Genomic DNA, 19,263 nt, shown 5'->3' with positions numbered 1-19,263 from the left:
CAGTCTGGACTATCGAAACGATGGTTGCCTTCACCGAGCGCGAGCGGTCGGGAGTGTACAAGTCGATATACGCGCGGCGGGATATCAGGCGGTTCGGCGACGACCCGGTGTCCGAAGAGACGCTGGCGCGACTGCTCGACGCCGCGCATCACGCCCCGAGCGTCGGCTTCTCGCAACCGTGGGACTTCGTCGTCGTCGAGGACGACGAGACGAAAGCGGAGATTGCGTCCATCGCGGAGCGGGCGATTGCGGCGGCCCGCGAGGGCTATCGAGAGCCTCGAAAGTCGGAGTTCGGTCGGTTGAAGTTGGAGGGCATCACCGACGCGCCGGTGAACATCTGCGTCACCTGCGACCCGACCCGCGACGCGCCGCACGTCCTCGGGCGCAACACGATGCAGGCGATGGACGCCTACTCGACGTGTCTCGCCGTGCAGAACCTCTGGCTGGCCGCGCGGGCCGAGGGCGTCGGCGTCGGCTGGGTGTCGTTTCTCTACCCGCACGAGCTCCGCGAAGTGCTGGGCATTCCGCACCACGTCGAGCCGATTGCGTATCTCTGCGTCGGCTATCCCGAGGACGGCTTTCCCGAGGAGCCGGTCCTCCAGCAGGAAGGGTGGCGCGAGCGTCTCGACACGAGCGAACTCGTCCATCGGGAGCGGTGGAAGTCCGGGTCGGAGAAGGAAACGGGAATCGAGGAATAAAGCGCGACGAGACGCGCCGCTCGAAATGTTGTGGCCGCAAGAAGCGCCGAGGGTGAGGGTTGAACCTCGCTCGCTCACTGCGTTCGCTCGCTGGTTCAAATCTCGGGTCGTCGCACATCCTCGTCACGCGGGGCGAGAGACACCAACGTCTCTCGCGAGGTGACGTTCGGAAGAAGCGCCGAGGGTGAGATTTGAACCGCAGTCGCTCCCATGCGGTCGCTCCTTGATTCAGATCTCAGGACGTTGCACACGCGGCCACGGAGTCACGACGCGACGAGACGCGCCGCTCAGAACGTTGTGGCCGCGAGAAGCGCCGAGGGTGAGATTTGAACTCACGTGTCCGAATGGACAGTAGATTTCGAATCTACCGCCTTGGCCGGGCTAGGCTACCTCGGCTTCCATCGTTGTCTCTCTCGCGGATAGTTTAATCCGTTTCGATTTCCGAGGGCCGCGGCGGAGAGTCACACGGATGCGGTCGGCGGGTCTACGCCGGAAGGAACGGAGGCGGGTGGGCGAGGTCAGCGACGGACGACGGGCGGCGAGGGACCGGCCGACCCGAATCCCGCCAACCAACGGGCATAAGTCGCACGCAGACGCGGGAAGTGTATGGACATCGACACGGCTAGCGAGACGTGCGCCGAGGTGCTCGACGCCATCTCGGAGGCCGTCATCGCCGACCGAGCCTTCCTCGAAACCGTCCTGACGGGCGTCCTCGCCCGCGGCCACGTCCTCCTCGAAGACGTTCCGGGAACCGGAAAGACACTCACCGCGCGGAGCGTCGCCACCGCGCTCGGGCTGTCGTTTTCCCGCGTGCAGTTCACCCCGGACCTGCTTCCCGCCGACGTGACCGGGACGAACATCTACGACGAACGCGAGCGGACCTTCGAGTTCTCGCCGGGACCAATCTTCGCCAACGTCGTCCTCGCCGACGAAATCAACCGCGCGCCGCCGAAGACGCAGGCCGCCCTCCTCGAAGCGATGGAAGAGGGACAGGTGACCGTCGACGGCGAAACCCACCAGCTTCCGAGCCCCTTCTTCGTCATCGCCACCCAGAACCCCGTCGAACAGGAAGGGACGTTCACTCTCCCCGAGGCGCAGGTCGACCGATTCGTCGTGAAGTCGGCCATCGGCTACCCCGACCTCGACGGCGAGGTCGAACTCCTCCACCGGCGCGCGGGCCGAAGCGATCAGAGCCCGAGCGTCGAGCGCGTCCTCGACCGCGACGCCGTCGCCGCCATCCGCCGCGCGCCCGAGTCGGTCCGCGTCGAGGACGACCTGCTCGAATACATGGCGAAGCTCGCGCGGGAAACGCGCACCGACCGCCGGGTCCGTATCGGCGTCTCCCCCCGCGGGACCCAACGGCTGTTCGAGGCGACTCGCGCCCGCGCCGTCATCGAGGGCCGCGAGTTCGTCACGCCCGACGACGTAAAGCGCGTCGCGCAGTCCGTGCTCGCTCACCGCCTCGTCCTGACGCCGGACGCGCGGGTCGAAGACGTGCGGAAATCGGACGTCGTCGACGACGTGCTCGGTCGAGTGACCGTGCCGACGCTGGAGTAAGGCGGGAGACGTGAGGCGTGAGGCGTGGAGCGGACACGCCGCTCAGCGCGCCACGACCGCCACGAGCGCGACGACGCCGACCAGCAGTAAGACGACGGCCGTGATGGGCTGGCCGCCGGCGGCCGCCCGGTCAGCGCCGTAGACGACGGCCGCGCCGACCGCGAGCACGACGAGCGTCGCCGCCGCGTGGACGAGTTCGATCCGGAGCGTGTCGGTCTCGCGGCCGAGGTGTGCGCCGACGGAACGCGCGTTGTCCGCGAGGTCCCACGCGAGTATCGACCCGACCGCGGCGAGCAGAAGCGCCTCCGTCCCGGCCCCGCTCGCGCCCGCGAAGAGAAGCGAGAGGAAGAACAGCCCGCCCGCGGCGTCGACGATGCGCCGCGAGCCCCGAACCAGTCCGGCAGCGAGCGCGACCGTCGCGGCGAGGCCGCCGACCGCCGCCGTCGAGGTGGTGAAGCCGAGCGCGAGGATGGCGAATCCGGCGGCCGACAGCGCCAGTGCGGTCCCCGTCCGGGTCGGCTGGCGGGTGATTTCGCTCACCGCGACCACCCCGCTTCGGCCCGCGCGAGCGCGACACCGAGGGATTCGTCACCCCAGTCGACGACGCGGACGCCGCTCCCCCGGAGTTCGCGGAGCCGCAGGTCGCGCTCGATGCGCGCGAGTCGCGCGCCGACGGTCGATGTCGTCGTCGGGTCCGGCGAGACGACCGTCACGGCGTGGCCGTAGGCCTCCAAGCGGCGGGCGACCGAGACGCCGTAGTCGTCCACGAGCGGCGAGCAGAAGATGACCTGGGCGTCGCTGGCGAGTCGACGCCGGAGTCGGCGCACGGCCACGGAGGGGAAAAAGGCCCCGTCCGGCGGCGTCGGTGCGAACGCCGGGTGGGTCGCGAACAGCCGGCGGGCGCGGGCGCGGTGGTCGACGCCCGACGAGGGGGCGAGCCAGCACTCGTCGGGGCCGAACGCGGCGACGCCGACGCTGTCGCCGCCGTCGAGGAGTGCTGAGAAGGCGACGCTCGCGGCGTCCACGGAGCGCTCGACCGCGGTCTCCCCCTCGTCGTCGGGGGCGACGTGCGCCTCAGACCGGGTGTCGACGACGAGGACGACGGACGCCGCGCGCTCCTCTCTGAACTCCACCGTGGCGAGTTCGCCCGTGCGGGCGCGGCGGTTCCAGTCGATGCGTCGAATCGGGTCGCCGTGGCGGTACTCGCGGATGGAAGCGAACTCCAGTCCCGACCCCGGCACGTCGGTCTCGACGCGGCCGGCGTACTTCGAGGTGAGGCCCCGAAGCGGCAGGTCGGCGGTCGCGGCGAGTTCGGGCTCACACCGGAGCGTCGTCTCGGCGTCGACCGTCTCGCGGGACTCGACGGCCCCGCTCGGGTCGCGGACGACGACGACCGTCTCGTCCCACGCGTGCTCGCCGCGGACGGCCGTGACCGTGTACGTCGCGGTCGCGGTCGCGCCCGGTCGAAGCGCCGTCCCCAGTCGGGCGGAGCCGTCGGCCACGCCGAGCGCCGGCGGTACGCCGTCGACGACGCGGAGGTCGAACAGCGTGCTGGACCCCTCGTTGGTGACGCGGAGCGTGACTTCGACCTCGTCGTCGGGGTCGGGCGTCGCGTCCGAGAGGTCGCGCTCGATTCGGAGCGACACCTCGGGAATCGCCGCGACCCGGACGTAACCGAGGACGACGACGCCGAGGCCGGCCGCGAGGAGCAGCGACGATTCGCGGGTGAATACGCCCGCGGCGGCCGCCACGAGGACGAGGCCGTCGAGGCCGGTCCAGCGTTCGGTGTCGAACCCGCGGCTCATCGGTGCTCACCCGCGGGGCCGTCGGTAGTGCCGACTCGCTCTATCGCGGCGACGGCTCGTTCGGCGCGGTCGGTGAGCGACGACCGGCCGGACAGAAACAGGCGGACGCGCTGTCGGAGCGGAATCGAGACGGACGCGCCGAGAAAGCGCGCGGCGACCGGGTCGTCGGTCCACCCGCCGGTTTTGAGGAGTGCGGCCGCTTCTTCGGGAGCGTGACCGCCGCGGGCGACGAGCGCCTCCTTGGCCCGCGTTTCGAGGCGGTCGACGACGCGCTCGCGGGCGGCCCAGCGGGTGCCCTGACCCATCGCAGACACGAGGTCGTCGTCGAAGTCGGCTCCGGGCACCGGGACCGAAATCCGCGCTTCCGGGTCGTCGGTGACCGTAGTGTTCGAGGGCGTATCGCGGCGGCGCTGGACGTACCGAAGCCCCTGGAGCGCCGCGAGCGCCGCGACGAGTCCGAGGAAGATATCCGTCAGTTCGAGGCCGAAGGAGACGCCTGCGACGACCGCAAGTCCGGCGGTCGTGGCGACGACGCCGACGAGCAAGAACAGCCGACGCGTCAGCGTCATCGGTCGCCCTCCGGTGAGTCGGCGTAGGCGCGTTCGATGCTCCTGAGCGCGTCGACCGCGCGGCGCTCGCGCTCCGGCGTCGCCTCGAAGCCGCCGTAGCGGACTTCCTCGAACAGCGTCGTCAGGTCGTCCACGTCGTCGCGGTCCATGCCCGCGTCGACGGCCGAGTGGGCGAACTCGGCGGGCGTCGCAGCGCGACGGTTCGGCACGTCGAGGAGCGCGGTCATCTCACCCCACGCGCGGAACACTTCGTTTTCCACGTCGGCGTCGCCGTCTTCGATGCGCTGGGCCGCGGCCCCGGCGGCCCGTCCGACGGCGGCGACGTTCGACCCCTCATCCTCGTCGGCGGGGTTGACTTCGTCGTCGGCCGCGGGCGAGTCGCCGGTCCCGGTGACGAGCATGAAGGCCGCGACGGCGAGGGCGACTGCGAGCAAGAGGCCGAACAGCACCGTGGGCGGTGAGACGCTCTGCGCCGCGTTCCCGCCGTGGCCGAGACTACCACCGCCGCCGGCGGGGAGAAACGACACGTTTCGCGCGGCGGCCGCGGCACGAGACGAAAACGAGAACTCGCGGCGACATCCCGTGAGGAGGGCGAAAAGCAGGACGACCGGCGGCCCGACCGCCGCGAAGATTGCGAGGGGCGGAAGCAGAGAGCCGGTCTCCCGGTAGGCGTACGCGCCGAGGAGGACGAAGACGAGGGCGACGACCGCGAGGACTCCGGGTGAGAGCAACCACGGGAAACACGGCGTCGGGATGCTGAGACTGCCGGACGAATCACCGGACGGTTGGGTGCCGGTCTCGTCCGTGTCTCCAGCGACCGCGCCGCCGGTCTCGCCGCCACCGAAGCCGGCTGGGCCGCCGCTTGAGACGACGGTCGAATCGATGGTGGCGGCGACGACCGAGAGGGCGACGACCGCGAGGAGGGCCAGTGCGAGCGCGCGGAGGGCGGAACGGTCCACGGGAGTAGGTAACAGCATCCGAGGTAAAGACATTTCGAGGGGCGGTGCGGTCGTCGGTGGGGCGAACGGCGTCACCTCGGTACCCGACCGGACCGATGATGCTGCTGAACTCCTCAACCGCTGCTAGCTTGTCGAGGCCGTGCTGAATACAGCGCGCGAGTCGGTCACACACTCGGCCTCGTGATTTATGTTAATTTACCATCACTACTGCAGCATGGAACGATTTTACATATTTAACGCACTCCTGGCGATATACGGTGCAGCCTTCGCAATCGAATCACTCTCCGCTCTCGCCGACGGGAGCACAAGCCTGCCAATCATTTTGGGTAGCATCGCTGGAATAGGACTGGCGAGTGCATCCGTATACGAGATGACTACTGGCTCTCCATCCGACTTCGAGATTGGCGACATAGGGTTCTGGGCTGTCGTTTTGGGTGTTGTGGCACTTCTCTCACTTCAGGTTCTTGAGATCACTCAGATTGTGGGATAGTAACCATTCGAAAGAGACGAGACAGACCATCCCTGCAAGTGAACCAGCCGCGGGTACGGCGGACGAGAGTCGCGGCTCGACACCCACACACCACGTTTGCAAGTGAATTGGCGGTGGGAAGGAGGGGGTGGGGAGACACACAGACACCACCGTTGCACGTGAAGCGTGGTGATGCCGAGAGGGGGTGCCATCGGCGGGCACTCGGAGAGAGTACCGGTGCAAGTGAACCTCGGTCGCGACTCGAACGTCGTCACCCACCACCGTTGCAGGTGATTTCTCCCGAGCTGGACCGTTTACGGGACGTTCACGACAGAAACGTTCGACTGCAAACTGCACCGTGAGCACCGAAACATGTCAACGCTTTAGTTGAACTCGCGCTCTGTTGTTCTACTAGCTACTCTCGTATCCTCCTATTCACTTGCAAAAGTGGTGTGTGTCTGTTCAAACGAGTTCACACGTCCCACGGTATGCGGTACCGAGGGCCAGTTAGAAGGCGACGGTTCCGACCCGAACACGTCGCCCGTCCCCCGATGACGCCGCCGTCGCAATTCACATGAATCAGATGAAATCGGGGTTTTAAATAAGGGGACGCCACAACGGACCGACGCTAATGCGCCGGTTCGAGCGAAAACAAAACGTCTTCACCAACAAGGACGCCCTCGGGGAGTCCTACAAGCCCGAGCGCATCGAGGAGCGCGACGACGAAATTTCGGAGTACATGGACGCGCTCCAACCGGTCGTCGACGGCTGGGAGCCGAACAACGTCTTCCTGTACGGAAACACCGGCGTGGGGAAGACCGCGGTCACCGAGTTCCTCCTCGAGATGCTCCTCGAAGACGTCTCGCAGTACGACGACGTTGACCTCAGCGTCATCTCCATCAACTGCAAGACGCTCAACTCCTCGTACCAGGTGGCGGTCGAACTCGTCAACGAGCTTCGGCCGCCGGGCGCGGAGATTAGCTCGACCGGCTACCCCCAACAGACCGTCTTCAAGAAGCTGTTTCAGGAGTTGGACGACGTGGGCGGGACGGTGCTCATCGTCCTCGACGAGGTGGACTCCATCGGCGACCGCGACGAACTCCTCTACGAACTCCCGCGGGCCCGCTCGAACGGCAAGCTCGAAGACGCCAAGGTCGGCCTCATCGGCATCTCGAACGACTTCAAGTTCCACGACCAACTCGACCCGCGCGTACAGGACACCCTCTGCGAGCGCGAACTTCACTTCCCGCCGTACCAAGCGCCCGAACTCCAGAACATCCTCGAATCGCGCGCTGAGGTCGCCATCGCAGAAGACGCCTGCGAGGAGGGCGTGCTCAACCTCTGTGCGGCGCTCGCCGCCCGCGACAGCGGGAGCGCGAGACAGGCGCTCGACCTCCTGCGGCTGGCGGGCGAACACGCCGAGAACAAAGACGACGAGCGAATCACGCTCGACCACGTCGATATCGCCCGGCAGAAACTCGAACAGGAACGCGTCGTCGAGGGGATGCGCGAACTCACCGAGAACGGCCACTTCGCCCTCCTCGCGGTCGTCTCGAAGGCCGCCCACGACGAGACGCCGTGTCGGATGCGCGACCTCTATCAGGAGTACCTCCGGCTGTGTAACTCCGCCGGCATCGACCCGCTCGCCCAGCGGTCGGTCCACAACCACCTCTCGGACCTCCGGATGCTCGGCATCCTCTCGGCCGAGGAGAACCGAACCGGCTCGCGCGGGAACTATTACAGCTACGCGCTCGACGTGCCGTTCTCCAGCGCGATGGAGGCGCTGTCCGACGTGCTCGCCCTCGACTCGGTCCTCGACGAGATTCGGAAGACCGCGACGCAGGCCGAGGCCGCCTGACCCCACGACGACGCGGTTCCTTCCAAATCGGCGTTCCGAGGTGGTGTGTCACGGGATGTGATACACCGGGCGTGGTGTCTCGGGGTGTGGTACTCCGGGCGTGGTGTCTCGGGATATGATGTTTCGGGGGGCGGTGTGCTGGACTGTGGCGCTCTGAGACGTAGCGTTCCGAGACGTGGCAGTTCGAGGCGGTGGTAGTTTCTTGGTGCGCCGGACAGATGTGTACGGTATGACGAATTTCCCCCCGCGACTCTCCACGGGAATCTCCGGACTCGACGCGGTACTAGACGGCGGGCTAGTGCCGAACCGAACGTACATGGTCCGCGGAGAATCCGGGGCGGGAAAGACCATCGCCGGCTACCACTTCTTGACCGCCGGACGCGAAAACGACGAGGACGTACTGTTCATCTCCTTCGAGGAGTCGAACGCCGACCTCCGGGCGAACGCCGGGACGCTCGGGTTCGACCTCTCCGAGGTGCCGATTCTCGACCTGAGCCCGTCGCCCGAGGCGTTCCTCGACGACGAGGCCTACACGATGCTGTCGCCGGGCGAGGTGGAGGGGAAATCCACGACGACCGAACTGAAAGAGGCAATCGAAGAACACGACCCCGACAGAGTCGTCATCGACCCGCTGAGCCAACTCGGTCGGCTCTCATCGGACGGATACCAGTTCCGACGGCTCGTCTCGTCGCTTCTGAGCTATCTCAAGCGGTCGGGTGCGACGACGCTGTTCACGAGCCAGCCGTCGAGCGGCGGCACCGACGAGACGCTCGCGTACCTCTGTGACGGTTCGATATCGCTGTCTCGGTCCGATTGGGGGCGGTCGGTCCGCATCGAGAAGTTCCGCGGGTCGGACTCGCAGACGGGGCCGCACGCCATGCGAATCGACGGCGGTCACGGGATGCGCGTCTTCCCGCGGCTCGTCCCCGACTCGCACCACCGCGAGTTCACTATCGAGCCGCTCTCGTCGGGCATCGACGACCTCGACACCCTGCTCGGCGGCGGCATCGAGCGGGGGAGCATCACGCTCGTCAGCGGCCCGAGCGGCGTCGGCAAGTCCACCACCGGAGCCGCGTTCGCGCGGGCGACCGCCGAACGCGGCGAGCGCGCCGCGGCCTATCTGTTCGAGGAAAGCAAACGGAGCTTCCGACACCGCTCGGAGTCCGTCGGCATCCCGATTGACGACCTCGTCGAGGCGGGAGACCTCCGGGTCGACGCCGTCGAACCGCTCTCGCTTTCGACCGACGAGTTCGCCCAGCGGGTGCGCGCCGAGGTCGAGGCCAACGACACCAGATTCGTGCTGATAGACGGCACGGCCGGCTACGAACTCAGCCTCACCGACGAGCGCAGCGACATCCGCCGCGAACTCCACGCGCTGGCGCGGTACCTCAAGAACATGGGCGTCACCGTCGTGCTGACCGAGGAGGTACAGCAGGTCACCGGCGCGTTCCACGCCTCGGATAACCACGTAAGCTACCTCGCGGACAACATCCTGTTCATCCGCTACATCGAGGTGCGCGGCGAGATTCGCAAGGCCGTCGGCGTCCTCAAAAAGCGGTTCGGCGGCTTCGAGCCGACGCTCCGGTCGTTCGAAATCGGGAGGGACGGCATCACCGTCGGCGAACCGCTCGACGAGCTACGGGGCATCCTCACGGGGACGCCGACGTGGAACGAGGCCGAGTGACCGTGAGCGAAGACGCGTCCCGGAACGGAGCACGTTCCGCGCGCGGCGCGTCCGACGAGGAACGGATACTCCTCGCGGTTCGCGGCGCTCGGGACCGCGAGCTACTGGTAGGCCTCCTCGACGCGTACGAAGTCGTCGTCTGGGAACGCGGCCACGAGGACGAAGCCCAACTTCCGGAGTTCGATCTCTGTATCGTCGACATGCCGACCTACTCGACGGTTGCCGACGCGCTCGACGAGCGCAAAGCCGACGCCGGCGACCGCTTCGTTCCGGTGCTGTTGACGGTCACGCAAGACGAACAGCACGTCGCGGCACGGCGACTCGACGACGTGCCGGACGACGTGCTCGCGGTCCCCGCACCGAGCGCAGTCATCAGGTCGCGAGTCGAGTCGCTCCTCCAGACCCGACGGCAGTCGCTCCAACTCGCGCTGTACCGCCGCGCGATGGACAGCGCGACGGTCGGCATCACCATCACCGAAGCCGGCGACGACCAACCGCTCACGTACGTCAACGACGCCTTCGAGGAGATAACCGGCTACGACAGCTCGGAGGTCATCGGCCGGAACTGCCGATTCCTCCAAGGGGACGACACCGACCCTGAGGCGGTCGAGACGCTCCGCGAGGCGGTCGACGCTGGCGAGAGCGCCGCCGTCGGCCTCACCAACTACCGGAAGGACGGGACGCCGTTCTGGAACGACCTGAAGATATCGCCGGTCTACGACGACGGGGAGCTCACCCACTTCGTCGGGTTCCAGACCGACGCGACCGTCCGCCACGCGCTCAGGGACCAACTCGTCAACGAGACGCAAACGCTCAAACAGCTCTTCGAGACGAGTCCGGTCGGTATCGTGGTCCTCAACGAAGACGAGATAATCATGCGCGCCAACGAGTCGGCCCAAGAGATTCTCGGTCTGGGCCGGTCAGTCGTGCTCGGACAGCCGTACGACGCCCCCGAGTGGGACCTCGTCGACGAGCGCGGAGAGCCACTCGACCGCGGTGGGCTCCCCTTCGAACGGGCGAGAGAGGCCGGTGAGACCGTCAAGGGCTTCGAACACGGCATCGAAGTCGGCGGCGACCGCCGGTGGCTCGTCGTCAACGTCGCGCCCTTGACCGGGAGCAGCGGGGAGCGCATCGGCGTGATTGCCGTCATCGAGGACGTGACCGAACTGAAGCGACAGCAGCGCGACCGCGAGCGACTGCTCGACCTGTTCGACCAGAGTCAGAAAATCGCCTCGGTCGGCGCGTGGGAATTCAACGCACGGACCGGGGAAGTCCTGTTCACGAGCGGACTCGCGGAACTCGTCGGCGTCGATCCGCGGGAGACTTTCGACCTCGAAGAGGCGTTTTCGTTCTACCATCCCGAGGACGAACCCGAGGTCCGAGCGGCGTTCGAACGTCTCGTTGCGACCGGCGAAGAGCAGTCAGTCGAGTGCCGACTGGAGACGATGGACAGCGAGACGCGCTGGGTGAACGTCCGCGGCGTCGCGGCGCGGGAGACCGACGCCGCCGTCTACCGCGGAACCGTCCAAGACATCACCGAGCGAAAGGCCCGCTCCGAGGAGTTAGAGCGTTACGAGCGCATCGTCGAGACGACGGCCGACCCGATTTACACGCTCGACGACAATCTCCGGTTCGTCCTCGCGAACAGCGCGACCGCCGACCTGCTGGACTGTGACCCCGGCGAACTCACGGGCGAACACGTCTCGGCGGTGTTCGGCGAGCGACACGCCCAGGAGCTCTTAGAGGCTATCGCGTCGCTTCTCTCGGGGGATAGCGCCGAGGAAACCATCGAGACGGTCGTCGTCGACCGAGGCGGCGCTGAGCGACAGTTCCAGACGACTATCGCGGCGAAGTCGTCGGGCGGCGAGTTCGACGGCATCGTCTGCGTCGGCCGCGACGTGACCGAACTCCGGGAGCGCGAGCGGCGGCTTTCGGTCCTCGACCGCGTCATCAGACACAACCTCCGGAACAAGATGAACATCGCGCAGGCGCACGCGGCGATGCTGCTCGAAGCCACCGACGACGCCGACGTGCGCGAGTCGGCGGCGGCCATCGAGCGGGCGGCCGACGAACTCCTCTCAATCGCCGAGACGGCACGGAAGTTCAGCTCCGCGCTCGACCCCGACGTGACCGAGCGAGTGCAACCGCAGAACGTTGCCGACCGCGTCCGCAGCGTGGTCGAAGGTGCTCAGTTCAGCTACCCCGGGGCGACCATCACCGTCGACGCGCCGGAGAACGTGCGAGCGTTGGCGCACGCGACGTTCGAACTCGCGGTGAACGAACTCGTCGACAACGCCGTCGCCTACGGCGGTGACGACGTCGAAATCGAACTCTCTGTCGCCGAGGCCGACGGTGCGGAGCAAGTAACGGTTCGAATCGCGGACAACGGGCCGGGGCTCCCCGCGCTCGAACGCGAATCGCTCATGTCCGGGCGGGAGTCGCCGCTTCGGCACACGAACGGGCTCGGTCTCTGGTTCGTCCGCTGGACGGTGACGAACAGCAACGGCACGATGGAAATCAGAGACAACGAACCGAGCGGGACGATTATCGAGCTTCGCCTGCCGAAAGCCTGAGTCCGAGTCTGCGTTCGGCCGGCTCAGGCGGCGGCGAAAACAGAGGCGACCGAACCGACCGCCGTCGACCCGAGCATCACGCCGAGTCCGAACCCGAGAATCCGGGCCATCGCCCGGCGAGCGTCCGCTTCCGTCCAGCCCGTCCCGGTGTCGAGGTGCGCCTGCATCGACTCGATACCGCGGCCGAGCGCGACCGCCCCGGACCAGCCGAGGAGCCCGAACCCGAAGGCGAGCGAGCCGAGCGCGAACGTCGTCTCGACGCCCGCCGAGAAGTCACCGACGACCAGCCGAGCGACCAGCCAGACGGCGGCGACGAGCGCGCCCGCGAGGGCCGCCGTGCCGACGAGTCGGAGCCGAGTCGCCGCCCGTTCGAGCACGGGAGGCGACGCCGCGTCCGTCGGGTCCGGTGGCGCGGACACGGTCGGTTAGTCGACCGCTTCGCGCATCCGCGGGTCCAGCGCGTCGCGCATGCCGTCCCCGAGGAGGTTGAACCCCAGCACGGTGAGCGCGAGGAAGAACCCGGGGAAGAACGACCACCACCAGACGCCGGTGAGCAGGCCCTGACTCACGCCGTTCGAGAGCATGAGCCCCCACGAGGGCGTGCCGGCCGCGGCACCGAAGCCGAGGAACGACAGCGCCGCGAGGTCGATGATAGCCAGCCCGAAGTTGAGCGTGCTCTGGACCGTGATGGGCGCGAGGCAGTTCGGCAGGACGTGTCGAACCAGCACGCGCGGGTCGGCCGCGCCGAGCGCGACCGTCGCGTCGATGTACTCGTTTTCGAGCACGGTCAGCGCGGCACCGCGGACGACGCGGGCGAACCGCGGCGTGTAGACGAGCGTCAGCGCGGCGACCGCCCGCCACAGTCCAAGGTCGTCGGGGAAGATGGCGACGAGCGCCAGCGCTAAGAGGAGCGACGGGAACGCGAGCAGCACGTCCATCGTCCGCATGATGACGTTGTCGGTCACGTCGCCGTAGTAGGCCGCGACGATGCCGAGCCCGACGCCGAGGACGGTCGAGGCGGCGACCGTGACGGTGCCGAACAGCATCGCGTACCACGCGCCGTACGCCACCCGCGGCAGGAGGCTCCGCGCCTGTCCGTCGGTGCCGAACGGGTAGTCGAGACTCGGCGGGGCGCGGTTCGGGTTCGTCCCGAGCTGCGACTGCGTGATGACTTCGAGGTCCAAGAACAGCCGCGCGTACAGCGCGATGACCACCATCGCGACGATGATGGCGATACCGGCGAGTGCGAGGCGGTTCGACAGCAGTCGGGAGACGAACGGCGACGCCGTGAGGCGGTCGACGAGCCCGCGCTGGTCGACGTCGGTCGCCGTCTCGTTCGTGGTCGTGGTTTCCGTGCTCATTGTTCGATCCGCGGGTCAAGGATGGAGTAGGTGATGTCGACGCCGAGGTTGACCAGCGTGAACAGGAACGCGAAGGTCAGGACCGTTCCCTGCACGATGGGGTAGTCACCGACCTTGATGGCCTCGACCAGGAGCGTCCCGATGCCGCCGATAGCGAACACCGTCTCCGTGAGTACTGCGCCGCCGAGCAGGCCACCGAACTGGATGCCGATGACCGTGATGACGGGAATCATCGCGTTGCGGAAGCCGTGTTTCAGGACCGTAATCTTCGCGCCTTGGCCCTTCGCGCGGGCGGTCCGCATGTAGTCCTGCCGGATGACCTCCAGCATCGACGAGCGCATCATCCGGGAGATGAGCGCCATCGAGTAGACGCCGATGACCGACGCCGGGAGAATCATGTGGCGGACCGCGGAGATGAACATATCCCAGTTGCCCGCGAGGAACGTGTCGACCGTGACGAGGCCCGTCACCCGGATGGCCTCGACGTTGTACAGCACCGAGATGCGACCGCTCGTCGGGAGCAACCCGAGCACCTGCGCGAACAGCAAGATGAGAAGCGGGCCGCTCCAGAAAATCGGCACGCTGATACCGGCGAGCGCACCGATGCGAGTCAGGTGGTCCGTGATGCTGTCCTGTTTGACGGCGCTCAGGATGCCGAGCGGGATGCCCAGCGAGATGCCGATGAGCTGCCCGTAGAGAGCGAGTTCGAGCGTGACCGGCAGCTTGTTGCCGAGCACTTCGCGGACCGGGGTGTTCCGCTGGATGATGAAGGACTCGCCGAACTGGAACTGCGCGGCGTCGGCGAGGAAGCGCCCGTACTGCACCCAGATGGGGTCGTTCAGGCCGAGGCTCTCTTCGACCTGCCGGACGAACTCCTCGCTGGCGCGTTCGCCCGCGATGGTGAGCGCCGGGTCGCCCGGCGAGAGATGCAGGATGGAGAAGACGAGCGACGCCACTCCCACCAACACCGGGACGAGCAACAGCAGCCGCTTGAGTACGAATCGTGTGGAAATCATGAAAGTCGAAGGCGCGGTCAGTTCCTCAGTTCAGGCTGACCAGATTGAGGTACGGACCGCTGATGGCGGCGACCTGGAACCCGCTGACGCGACTGGAGACGCCGCGAAGCTCGTCCGCGTAGTCGAGGTAGACCCACGGGGCCTCGTCGTGTGCAATCTGGTTCGCCTCGTTGTACAGCGACTCGCGCTCGGCCTCGTCGTAGGTGCTCTGACCCTGTTCGACGAGGTCCATGTACTCGCGGTTCGCCCACGCCGCGCGGTTACTGGTGTTGTAGCCTTCGGCGTCGAAGCTGACCCAGTCCTGTCCCTCCGTGAGTTCGCCCTCCTCTACCTGCGGGTGCAGGAGGACGTACATGAAGTTGTCCGGGTCGGCGTTGTCGGTGTACCAGCCGAGGAAACACGCGTCGTGGCGGCCCTGAGCGGTGTATTCGAGGAACGGACCGAACGACTGCTGGTTGATGTCGACTTCGATGCCGATTTCGCCGAGGTTGGACGCGACGGTCTCGGCGGTCTGAATCGGCGACGGGTTGTAGCCGCGGGGGTTCTGGAACGTCGCCAGTTCGAACGAGAAGCCGTCACCGTAGCCGGCCTCTTCGAGGAGGCGCTGGGCCTCCTCGGGGTCGTACGGGTACGGGTCGATGTCGTCGTTGTGGCCGAGGACGTTCGGCGGGAGCGGCTGGCTCGCCTGCGTCGCGAAGCCCGAGTAAATCTCGTTGACGATGGCTTCGGTGTTGATGGCGTGACTGACGGCCTGCCGGACGCGGCGGTCGCGGAACTCCTCGCGGCTCGCCATGTTGAACGCCATGTAACCGATATTGATGCCCTCGGTGCGGACGAGGTTCGCGTTGCTGGCGTTTTCGACCTGGACGGACGACTGCGCACCGAGCCCGTCGATGATGTCGAGTTCGCCCGACGCGAGCGACTGCGCGCGCGTCGAGTTCTGGCCGATGGTGACGAAGACGACCTCGTCCACGTTCGGCCCGTCGCCCCAGTACTCGGAGTTGGCTTCGAGGCGGATGATTTCGTTCGCGTCGTCGAGGTTACTCAGCTGGAACGGCCCCGTCCCGACGGGGTTCGAACTGAGTTCCGTCCCGTACTCCTCGATGGCGGCGAGGGAGTGCACCGACGCCGCGAACATCGCCAGATTACGCAGGAACGGCGCGTACGACTGGGTCAGCTGAATCGTCATCGAGTAGTCGCCGTCGACCTGAATCTCGTCGATCCACGAGCCGAGGGTGAACGGCCCGTAGGCGGAGACGTAGTCGTCGCCGGCGTAGTACTCGTAGTCGCTGTCGACGAAGCGGCGATAGGTCGCCACGAAGTCCTCGGCCGTGAACTCCTCGCCGTTGTGGAACATCACGCCCTCGCGGAGCGTGATGGAGGCCGTCTCGCCCTCCAGGGAGTACTCGGTGGCGAGCCCCTGGGTCAGCGTGGACTGGCCCGGCTCGAAGTTGATGAGCGTGTCGTAGAGCTGTTCGGTCACCTTGGCGACCTCTCCGCTCGTGCTGTTCTGGAAGTCGAGCGTCGGCGAGTGACTGCCGCGACCGTAGCGCAGGACCGAGTTCGAACCGTCATCTTCGGTCTGTTCGGTCTGTTCGGTCTGGTCCGTCTCTCCCTCGGTGGTCCCCTCACCGGATTCGGTGGTGGTTTCCTCGCCGCCGCCGCCGGAACAACCCGCCAGCGCGGCCGTCGCCGCAGCGGTTCCCGCGGCCGTCAGGAACCGACGCCGCGAGACGTTATTGCCATCTTGTGACATACGTGTACCTATTGATGTGCCCCTATAAAAATAACGAAGAATCGTCCACGGGAACGAATGACACCACCGACCTGTTCCGGTAAAAATACGAGCCAATCAAAAAACGTCTGACAGCTGACGAGACCCCGTATCGGGGCCTGCTCGTCGTCTATTCGTCGACGAGGTGACACGCCGCGGGGTGCGTCTGTTCACCCAGTTCGGGCGCGTCGCGCTCGCAGACGCTCTCGAATCGCTCGCGGAGGATTTCGCCCGCTTCGTCCCAGTCGTCGGCGACGACGCGTTCGAGCGCGCGGTCGACGACGCCGCGGAGTTCCGGCGACAGCGAGTGCGACAAGTGCGACTCGCGGAGTTCGTCCACGACGGCGTCGGCGTCGGCGGTGCCGCCGTCGGCGCTCACCGCTGCTTCGGCGCTCGGGTCGCCCGCATCGAGTGCGGCGTCGCGGGCGGTCTCGACGTCCAGCGCCTCGCGCTCGACGCGCTGGCGGAGGTCCATCACCTCGCGGTAGGCCGCCTGCTCGATGTCGAGGTCGGCCGGCGGGATGACCTGCGGACACCGCGTCCGGAAGTGACAGCCCGACGGTGGATTGATGGGACTCGGCACGTCGCCTTCGAGGATGATGCGGTCGTCGGTCTCGGCGGCCGGGTCGGGCTCCGGAATCGCCGACAGCAACGCCTGCGTGTAGGGGTGTCTCGGGTCGTCGAACAGCTCGTCGGTCGCCGCGACCTCGACGATTTCACCGAGGTACATCACGGCGACGCGGTCGGAGATGTGCCGGACGACGGAGAGGTCGTGCGCGATGAACAGATACGTCAGCCCGAAGCGCTCCTGGAGGTCTTCGAGCAGGTTGAGAATCTGCGCCTGCACGGACACGTCGAGCGCGGAAACGGGCTCGTCAGCGACGATGAAGTCCGGGTCGACCGCGAGCGCGCGGGCGATGCCGACGCGCTGGCGCTGGCCGCCGGAGAGTTCGTGCGGGTAGCGGTCGTACTGGCCGGTTTCGAGGCCGACCGCGTCGAGCAGTTGGTGGACCCGACGACGCCGGCGCTCGCTGGTGGAGTCGCCCGGCGTGACGCGGACGGTGACGCCCGAGACGACATCACCCTCGCGCTCGACTTCGACCTCGGTCCGGAGGCGCTCTTCGACGGCCACGTCGACCTCGCCGTCCGCTACGGTGACGGTCACGGCGGCGGTGGCGACGCCGTTCGAGGAGCCGACGATGGCGTCGATTTCGTCGCTCGCGGTGACCGAGACGCGCTCGGCGTCGATGCCCGTCACGGTCACGTCGGCCTCGCCGCGCACGTTCGGGTCCGACTCGGGGAGGTCGTGGACGTCGAGCGGCTCGCGGATGGTCTGGCCGACCGTCATCCGGGGGTCGAGCGACGACATCGGGTCTTGGAAAATCATCTGCATGTCGCGGCGCATCGCGCGGAGTTCGTCGCTGTCGAGCCCCGAGAGGTCCGTCCCCGAGAAGACGACGCGCCCGCCGGTCGGCGGCGTCAGATGCAGGAGGCTCCGCCCGGCGGTTGACTTCCCGCAGCCGGACTCTCCGACCAACCCGAGCGTCTCGCCCTCGTACACCGTGAAGTCGATGCCGTCGACCGCCTTCACGCTCCGGTCGTCCGCCCCGAGGAATCGGTCGAGGATGCCGTCGGCCTGTTCGTAGTACTTCTGCATGCCGTCGACTTCGAGCAGCGGCGTGTCGGAGGGCTCGGTGCCCGTCGAGGCCTCGATGGCGTCACCGCCGTACTCGCTGGTGTCGAAGTCGTCGAGGACGCATTTCGAGCGGTGGTCGACCCCGTCGTCGCCGTGTTGCTTGTAGGGTATCTCACCGGAGGTGCACTCCGGCTGGGCCCACGGACATCGGGGGGCGAAGTGACACCCTTCGGGCATATCGATGAGGTCCGGCACGTTGCCCTCGATGGGCGTCAGGCGCTCTTTGTCCTCGCTCGGGAGCGATTCGAGAAGCGTGTACGTGTAGGGGTGCGAGGGGTTGTGGAAGATTTCCTCGACCGGCCCCTCCTCGACGATTTCGCCGGCGTACATGACCGCGACCCGGTCGCACGTCTCCGCGACGACGCCGAGGTCGTGGGTAATCATGAGCACCGACATGCCGAGGTCCTCCTGCAGGTCGTCGATGAGGTCGAGAATCTGCGCCTGAATGGTCACGTCGAGCGCGGTGGTCGGCTCGTCGGCGACGAGCACGCGCGGCTGGCAGGCGAGCGCGATGGCGATGAGGACGCGCTGGCGCATCCCGCCGGAGAACTCGTGGGGGAACTCGTCGACCCGCGCACCGGGTTCGGGGATACCGACCGATTCGAGCACCTCGATGGTCCGCTCGACGATTTCGTCGTCGATGTCGCGGCTGATTCGGGGGAGCAGTTCGCGGACCGCGTTGAACCACGAGTCCTTGCGACGCCCGCCGTACTGGTGGAGTCGCAGGCTCTCTGCGACCTGCTCGCCCACCGTCAGCGAGGGGTTCAGCGAGGTCATCGGGTCCTGGAAAATCATGCCGAGCTCGCGCCCGCGAACGGCCCGAAGCGCCTCCTCGGGGGCGTCGACGAGATTGACCACGTCGCCGTCGACGAAAGCGGGGTTGTTGTACTCCTCACGGAACTCCTCGGCGAGCCGTGCGCTTTCGAGTTCGACCGACCCCGAGACGATTTCGCCGGGGTCGTCGACGAGGCCCATCGCCGAAAGTGCCGTCACGCTCTTTCCGGACCCGGACTCACCGACCAGTCCGACCGTCTCGCCCTCACCGACCGTGAGGTCGAGGCCGTCGACGGCCTTGACCTGACCGCGGCCGGTCGAGAACTGAGTTCGGAGGTCCGAAAGAGAGAGTAGATTCCTCATTGAATGAGAATGACCTGCATGGAGTGAAATACCTTTTCAATTTTTGCCAGTTGATGCACGGCTGTTGACAACACTCACCATCCAGCAATCGCCAGCGTGACGCGCGA

The 19,263-nt window shown here is 66.9% G+C and carries 15 protein-coding genes and 1 tRNA gene; 6 read left to right on the top strand and 10 right to left on the bottom strand.

What is annotated here, in order from left to right; genetic code table 11:
* Window positions 1–20: 20 nt before the first annotated feature.
* Window positions 21–698, top strand: coding sequence for a 5,6-dimethylbenzimidazole synthase (gene bluB / locus ACSR87_RS10825; RefSeq protein ID WP_498530467.1), 678 nt, complete (start codon window positions 21–23; stop codon window positions 696–698).
* A gap of 311 nt (window positions 699–1,009) precedes the next feature.
* Here the strand turns inward: bluB and ACSR87_RS10820 are convergent.
* Window positions 1,010–1,094 (bottom strand) — tRNA-Ser (locus tag ACSR87_RS10820).
* A 210-nt stretch (window positions 1,095–1,304) separates the two neighbouring features.
* Here ACSR87_RS10820 and ACSR87_RS10815 point away from each other — a divergent pair.
* Complete coding sequence (locus ACSR87_RS10815) at window positions 1,305–2,255, top strand: AAA family ATPase (RefSeq protein WP_008577408.1); 951 nt, start codon at window positions 1,305–1,307, stop codon at window positions 2,253–2,255.
* A gap of 42 nt (window positions 2,256–2,297) precedes the next feature.
* On the opposite strand, the gene ACSR87_RS10810 is transcribed toward ACSR87_RS10815, so the two are convergent.
* From ACSR87_RS10810 to ACSR87_RS10795, 4 genes are read right to left on the bottom strand one after another with little or no spacing between them, the layout of a single operon-like run.
* On the bottom strand, window positions 2,298–2,804 hold the full coding sequence (locus ACSR87_RS10810; RefSeq protein ID WP_498530466.1) for a DUF7519 family protein: 507 nt from the start codon (window positions 2,802–2,804) through the stop codon (window positions 2,298–2,300).
* A complete protein-coding gene (locus ACSR87_RS10805) occupies window positions 2,792–4,060 on the bottom strand; it encodes a DUF58 domain-containing protein (RefSeq protein ID WP_498530465.1) in 1,269 nt (422 codons plus the stop codon). Before ACSR87_RS10805 ends, ACSR87_RS10810 begins: the two co-directional genes overlap by 13 nt.
* Complete coding sequence (locus tag ACSR87_RS10800; protein WP_498530464.1) at window positions 4,057–4,629, bottom strand: DUF7269 family protein; 573 nt, start codon at window positions 4,627–4,629, stop codon at window positions 4,057–4,059. Before ACSR87_RS10800 ends, ACSR87_RS10805 begins: the two co-directional genes overlap by 4 nt.
* Window positions 4,626–5,588, bottom strand: a complete 963-nt coding sequence (locus tag ACSR87_RS10795; protein WP_498530463.1) for a DUF4129 domain-containing protein — start codon at window positions 5,586–5,588, stop codon at window positions 4,626–4,628. The genes ACSR87_RS10800 and ACSR87_RS10795 overlap by 4 nt, the downstream gene beginning before the upstream one ends.
* A 214-nt stretch (window positions 5,589–5,802) precedes the next feature.
* Between ACSR87_RS10795 and ACSR87_RS10790 the strand changes: the two genes are divergently transcribed.
* The 4 genes from ACSR87_RS10790 (at window position 5,803) to ACSR87_RS10775 (ending at window position 12,172) form a co-directional block, all read left to right on the top strand.
* On the top strand, window positions 5,803–6,078 hold the full coding sequence (locus ACSR87_RS10790) for a hypothetical protein (protein ID WP_498530462.1): 276 nt from the start codon (window positions 5,803–5,805) through the stop codon (window positions 6,076–6,078).
* Between the two features lie 610 nt (window positions 6,079–6,688).
* A complete protein-coding gene (locus tag ACSR87_RS10785; protein WP_004065096.1) occupies window positions 6,689–7,915 on the top strand; it encodes an orc1/cdc6 family replication initiation protein in 1,227 nt (408 codons plus the stop codon).
* 229 nt (window positions 7,916–8,144) lie between these two features.
* Window positions 8,145–9,599, top strand: coding sequence for an ATPase domain-containing protein (locus ACSR87_RS10780; protein WP_498530461.1), 1,455 nt, complete (start codon window positions 8,145–8,147; stop codon window positions 9,597–9,599).
* On the top strand, window positions 9,596–12,172 hold the full coding sequence (locus ACSR87_RS10775; protein WP_498530460.1) for a sensor histidine kinase: 2,577 nt from the start codon (window positions 9,596–9,598) through the stop codon (window positions 12,170–12,172). The genes ACSR87_RS10780 and ACSR87_RS10775 overlap by 4 nt, the downstream gene beginning before the upstream one ends.
* A gap of 23 nt (window positions 12,173–12,195) precedes the next feature.
* Here the strand turns inward: ACSR87_RS10775 and ACSR87_RS10770 are convergent, their stop codons facing one another.
* From ACSR87_RS10770 to ACSR87_RS10750, 5 genes are all read right to left on the bottom strand, one after another.
* Entirely contained in the window at window positions 12,196–12,591 is a 396-nt protein-coding gene (locus ACSR87_RS10770; protein ID WP_498530459.1) for a DUF7268 family protein, read from the bottom strand.
* Between the two features lie 6 nt (window positions 12,592–12,597).
* Entirely contained in the window at window positions 12,598–13,533 is a 936-nt protein-coding gene (locus tag ACSR87_RS10765) for an ABC transporter permease (RefSeq protein WP_004065104.1), read from the bottom strand.
* Entirely contained in the window at window positions 13,530–14,549 is a 1,020-nt protein-coding gene (locus ACSR87_RS10760) for an ABC transporter permease (protein ID WP_405309456.1), read from the bottom strand. Before ACSR87_RS10760 ends, ACSR87_RS10765 begins: the two co-directional genes overlap by 4 nt.
* 25 nt (window positions 14,550–14,574) lie before the next feature.
* Window positions 14,575–16,305, bottom strand: a complete 1,731-nt coding sequence (locus ACSR87_RS10755) for an ABC transporter substrate-binding protein (RefSeq protein ID WP_498530458.1) — start codon at window positions 16,303–16,305, stop codon at window positions 14,575–14,577.
* Between the two features lie 148 nt (window positions 16,306–16,453).
* Window positions 16,454–19,156 carry an ABC transporter ATP-binding protein gene (locus tag ACSR87_RS10750; RefSeq protein ID WP_405309453.1) on the bottom strand — a complete coding sequence of 901 codons (2,703 nt, stop codon included), beginning with the start codon at window positions 19,154–19,156 and terminating at the stop codon, window positions 16,454–16,456.
* Window positions 19,157–19,263: the final 107 nt, after the last annotated feature.

The sequence above is a fragment of the Haloferax sp. SDI50 genome (assembly GCF_059802635.1).
This window is presented reverse-complemented; position numbering and strand designations above follow the sequence as displayed.

Coding starts and splice junctions, on each gene's coding strand:
- ACSR87_RS10760 (WP_405309456.1), bottom strand. CDS start 14,549: ATGATTTCCACACGATTCGTACTCAAGCGGCTGCTGTTGCTCGTCCCG.
- ACSR87_RS10750 (WP_405309453.1), bottom strand. CDS start 19,156: ATGAGGAATCTACTCTCTCTTTCGGACCTCCGAACTCAGTTCTCGACC.
- bluB (WP_498530467.1), top strand. CDS start 21: ATGGTTGCCTTCACCGAGCGCGAGCGGTCGGGAGTGTACAAGTCGATA.
- ACSR87_RS10785 (WP_004065096.1), top strand. CDS start 6,689: ATGCGCCGGTTCGAGCGAAAACAAAACGTCTTCACCAACAAGGACGCC.
- ACSR87_RS10765 (WP_004065104.1), bottom strand. CDS start 13,533: ATGAGCACGGAAACCACGACCACGAACGAGACGGCGACCGACGTCGAC.
- ACSR87_RS10780 (WP_498530461.1), top strand. CDS start 8,145: ATGACGAATTTCCCCCCGCGACTCTCCACGGGAATCTCCGGACTCGAC.
- ACSR87_RS10800 (WP_498530464.1), bottom strand. CDS start 4,629: ATGACGCTGACGCGTCGGCTGTTCTTGCTCGTCGGCGTCGTCGCCACG.
- ACSR87_RS10815 (WP_008577408.1), top strand. CDS start 1,305: ATGGACATCGACACGGCTAGCGAGACGTGCGCCGAGGTGCTCGACGCC.
- ACSR87_RS10790 (WP_498530462.1), top strand. CDS start 5,803: ATGGAACGATTTTACATATTTAACGCACTCCTGGCGATATACGGTGCA.
- ACSR87_RS10755 (WP_498530458.1), bottom strand. CDS start 16,305: ATGTCACAAGATGGCAATAACGTCTCGCGGCGTCGGTTCCTGACGGCC.
- ACSR87_RS10805 (WP_498530465.1), bottom strand. CDS start 4,060: ATGAGCCGCGGGTTCGACACCGAACGCTGGACCGGCCTCGACGGCCTC.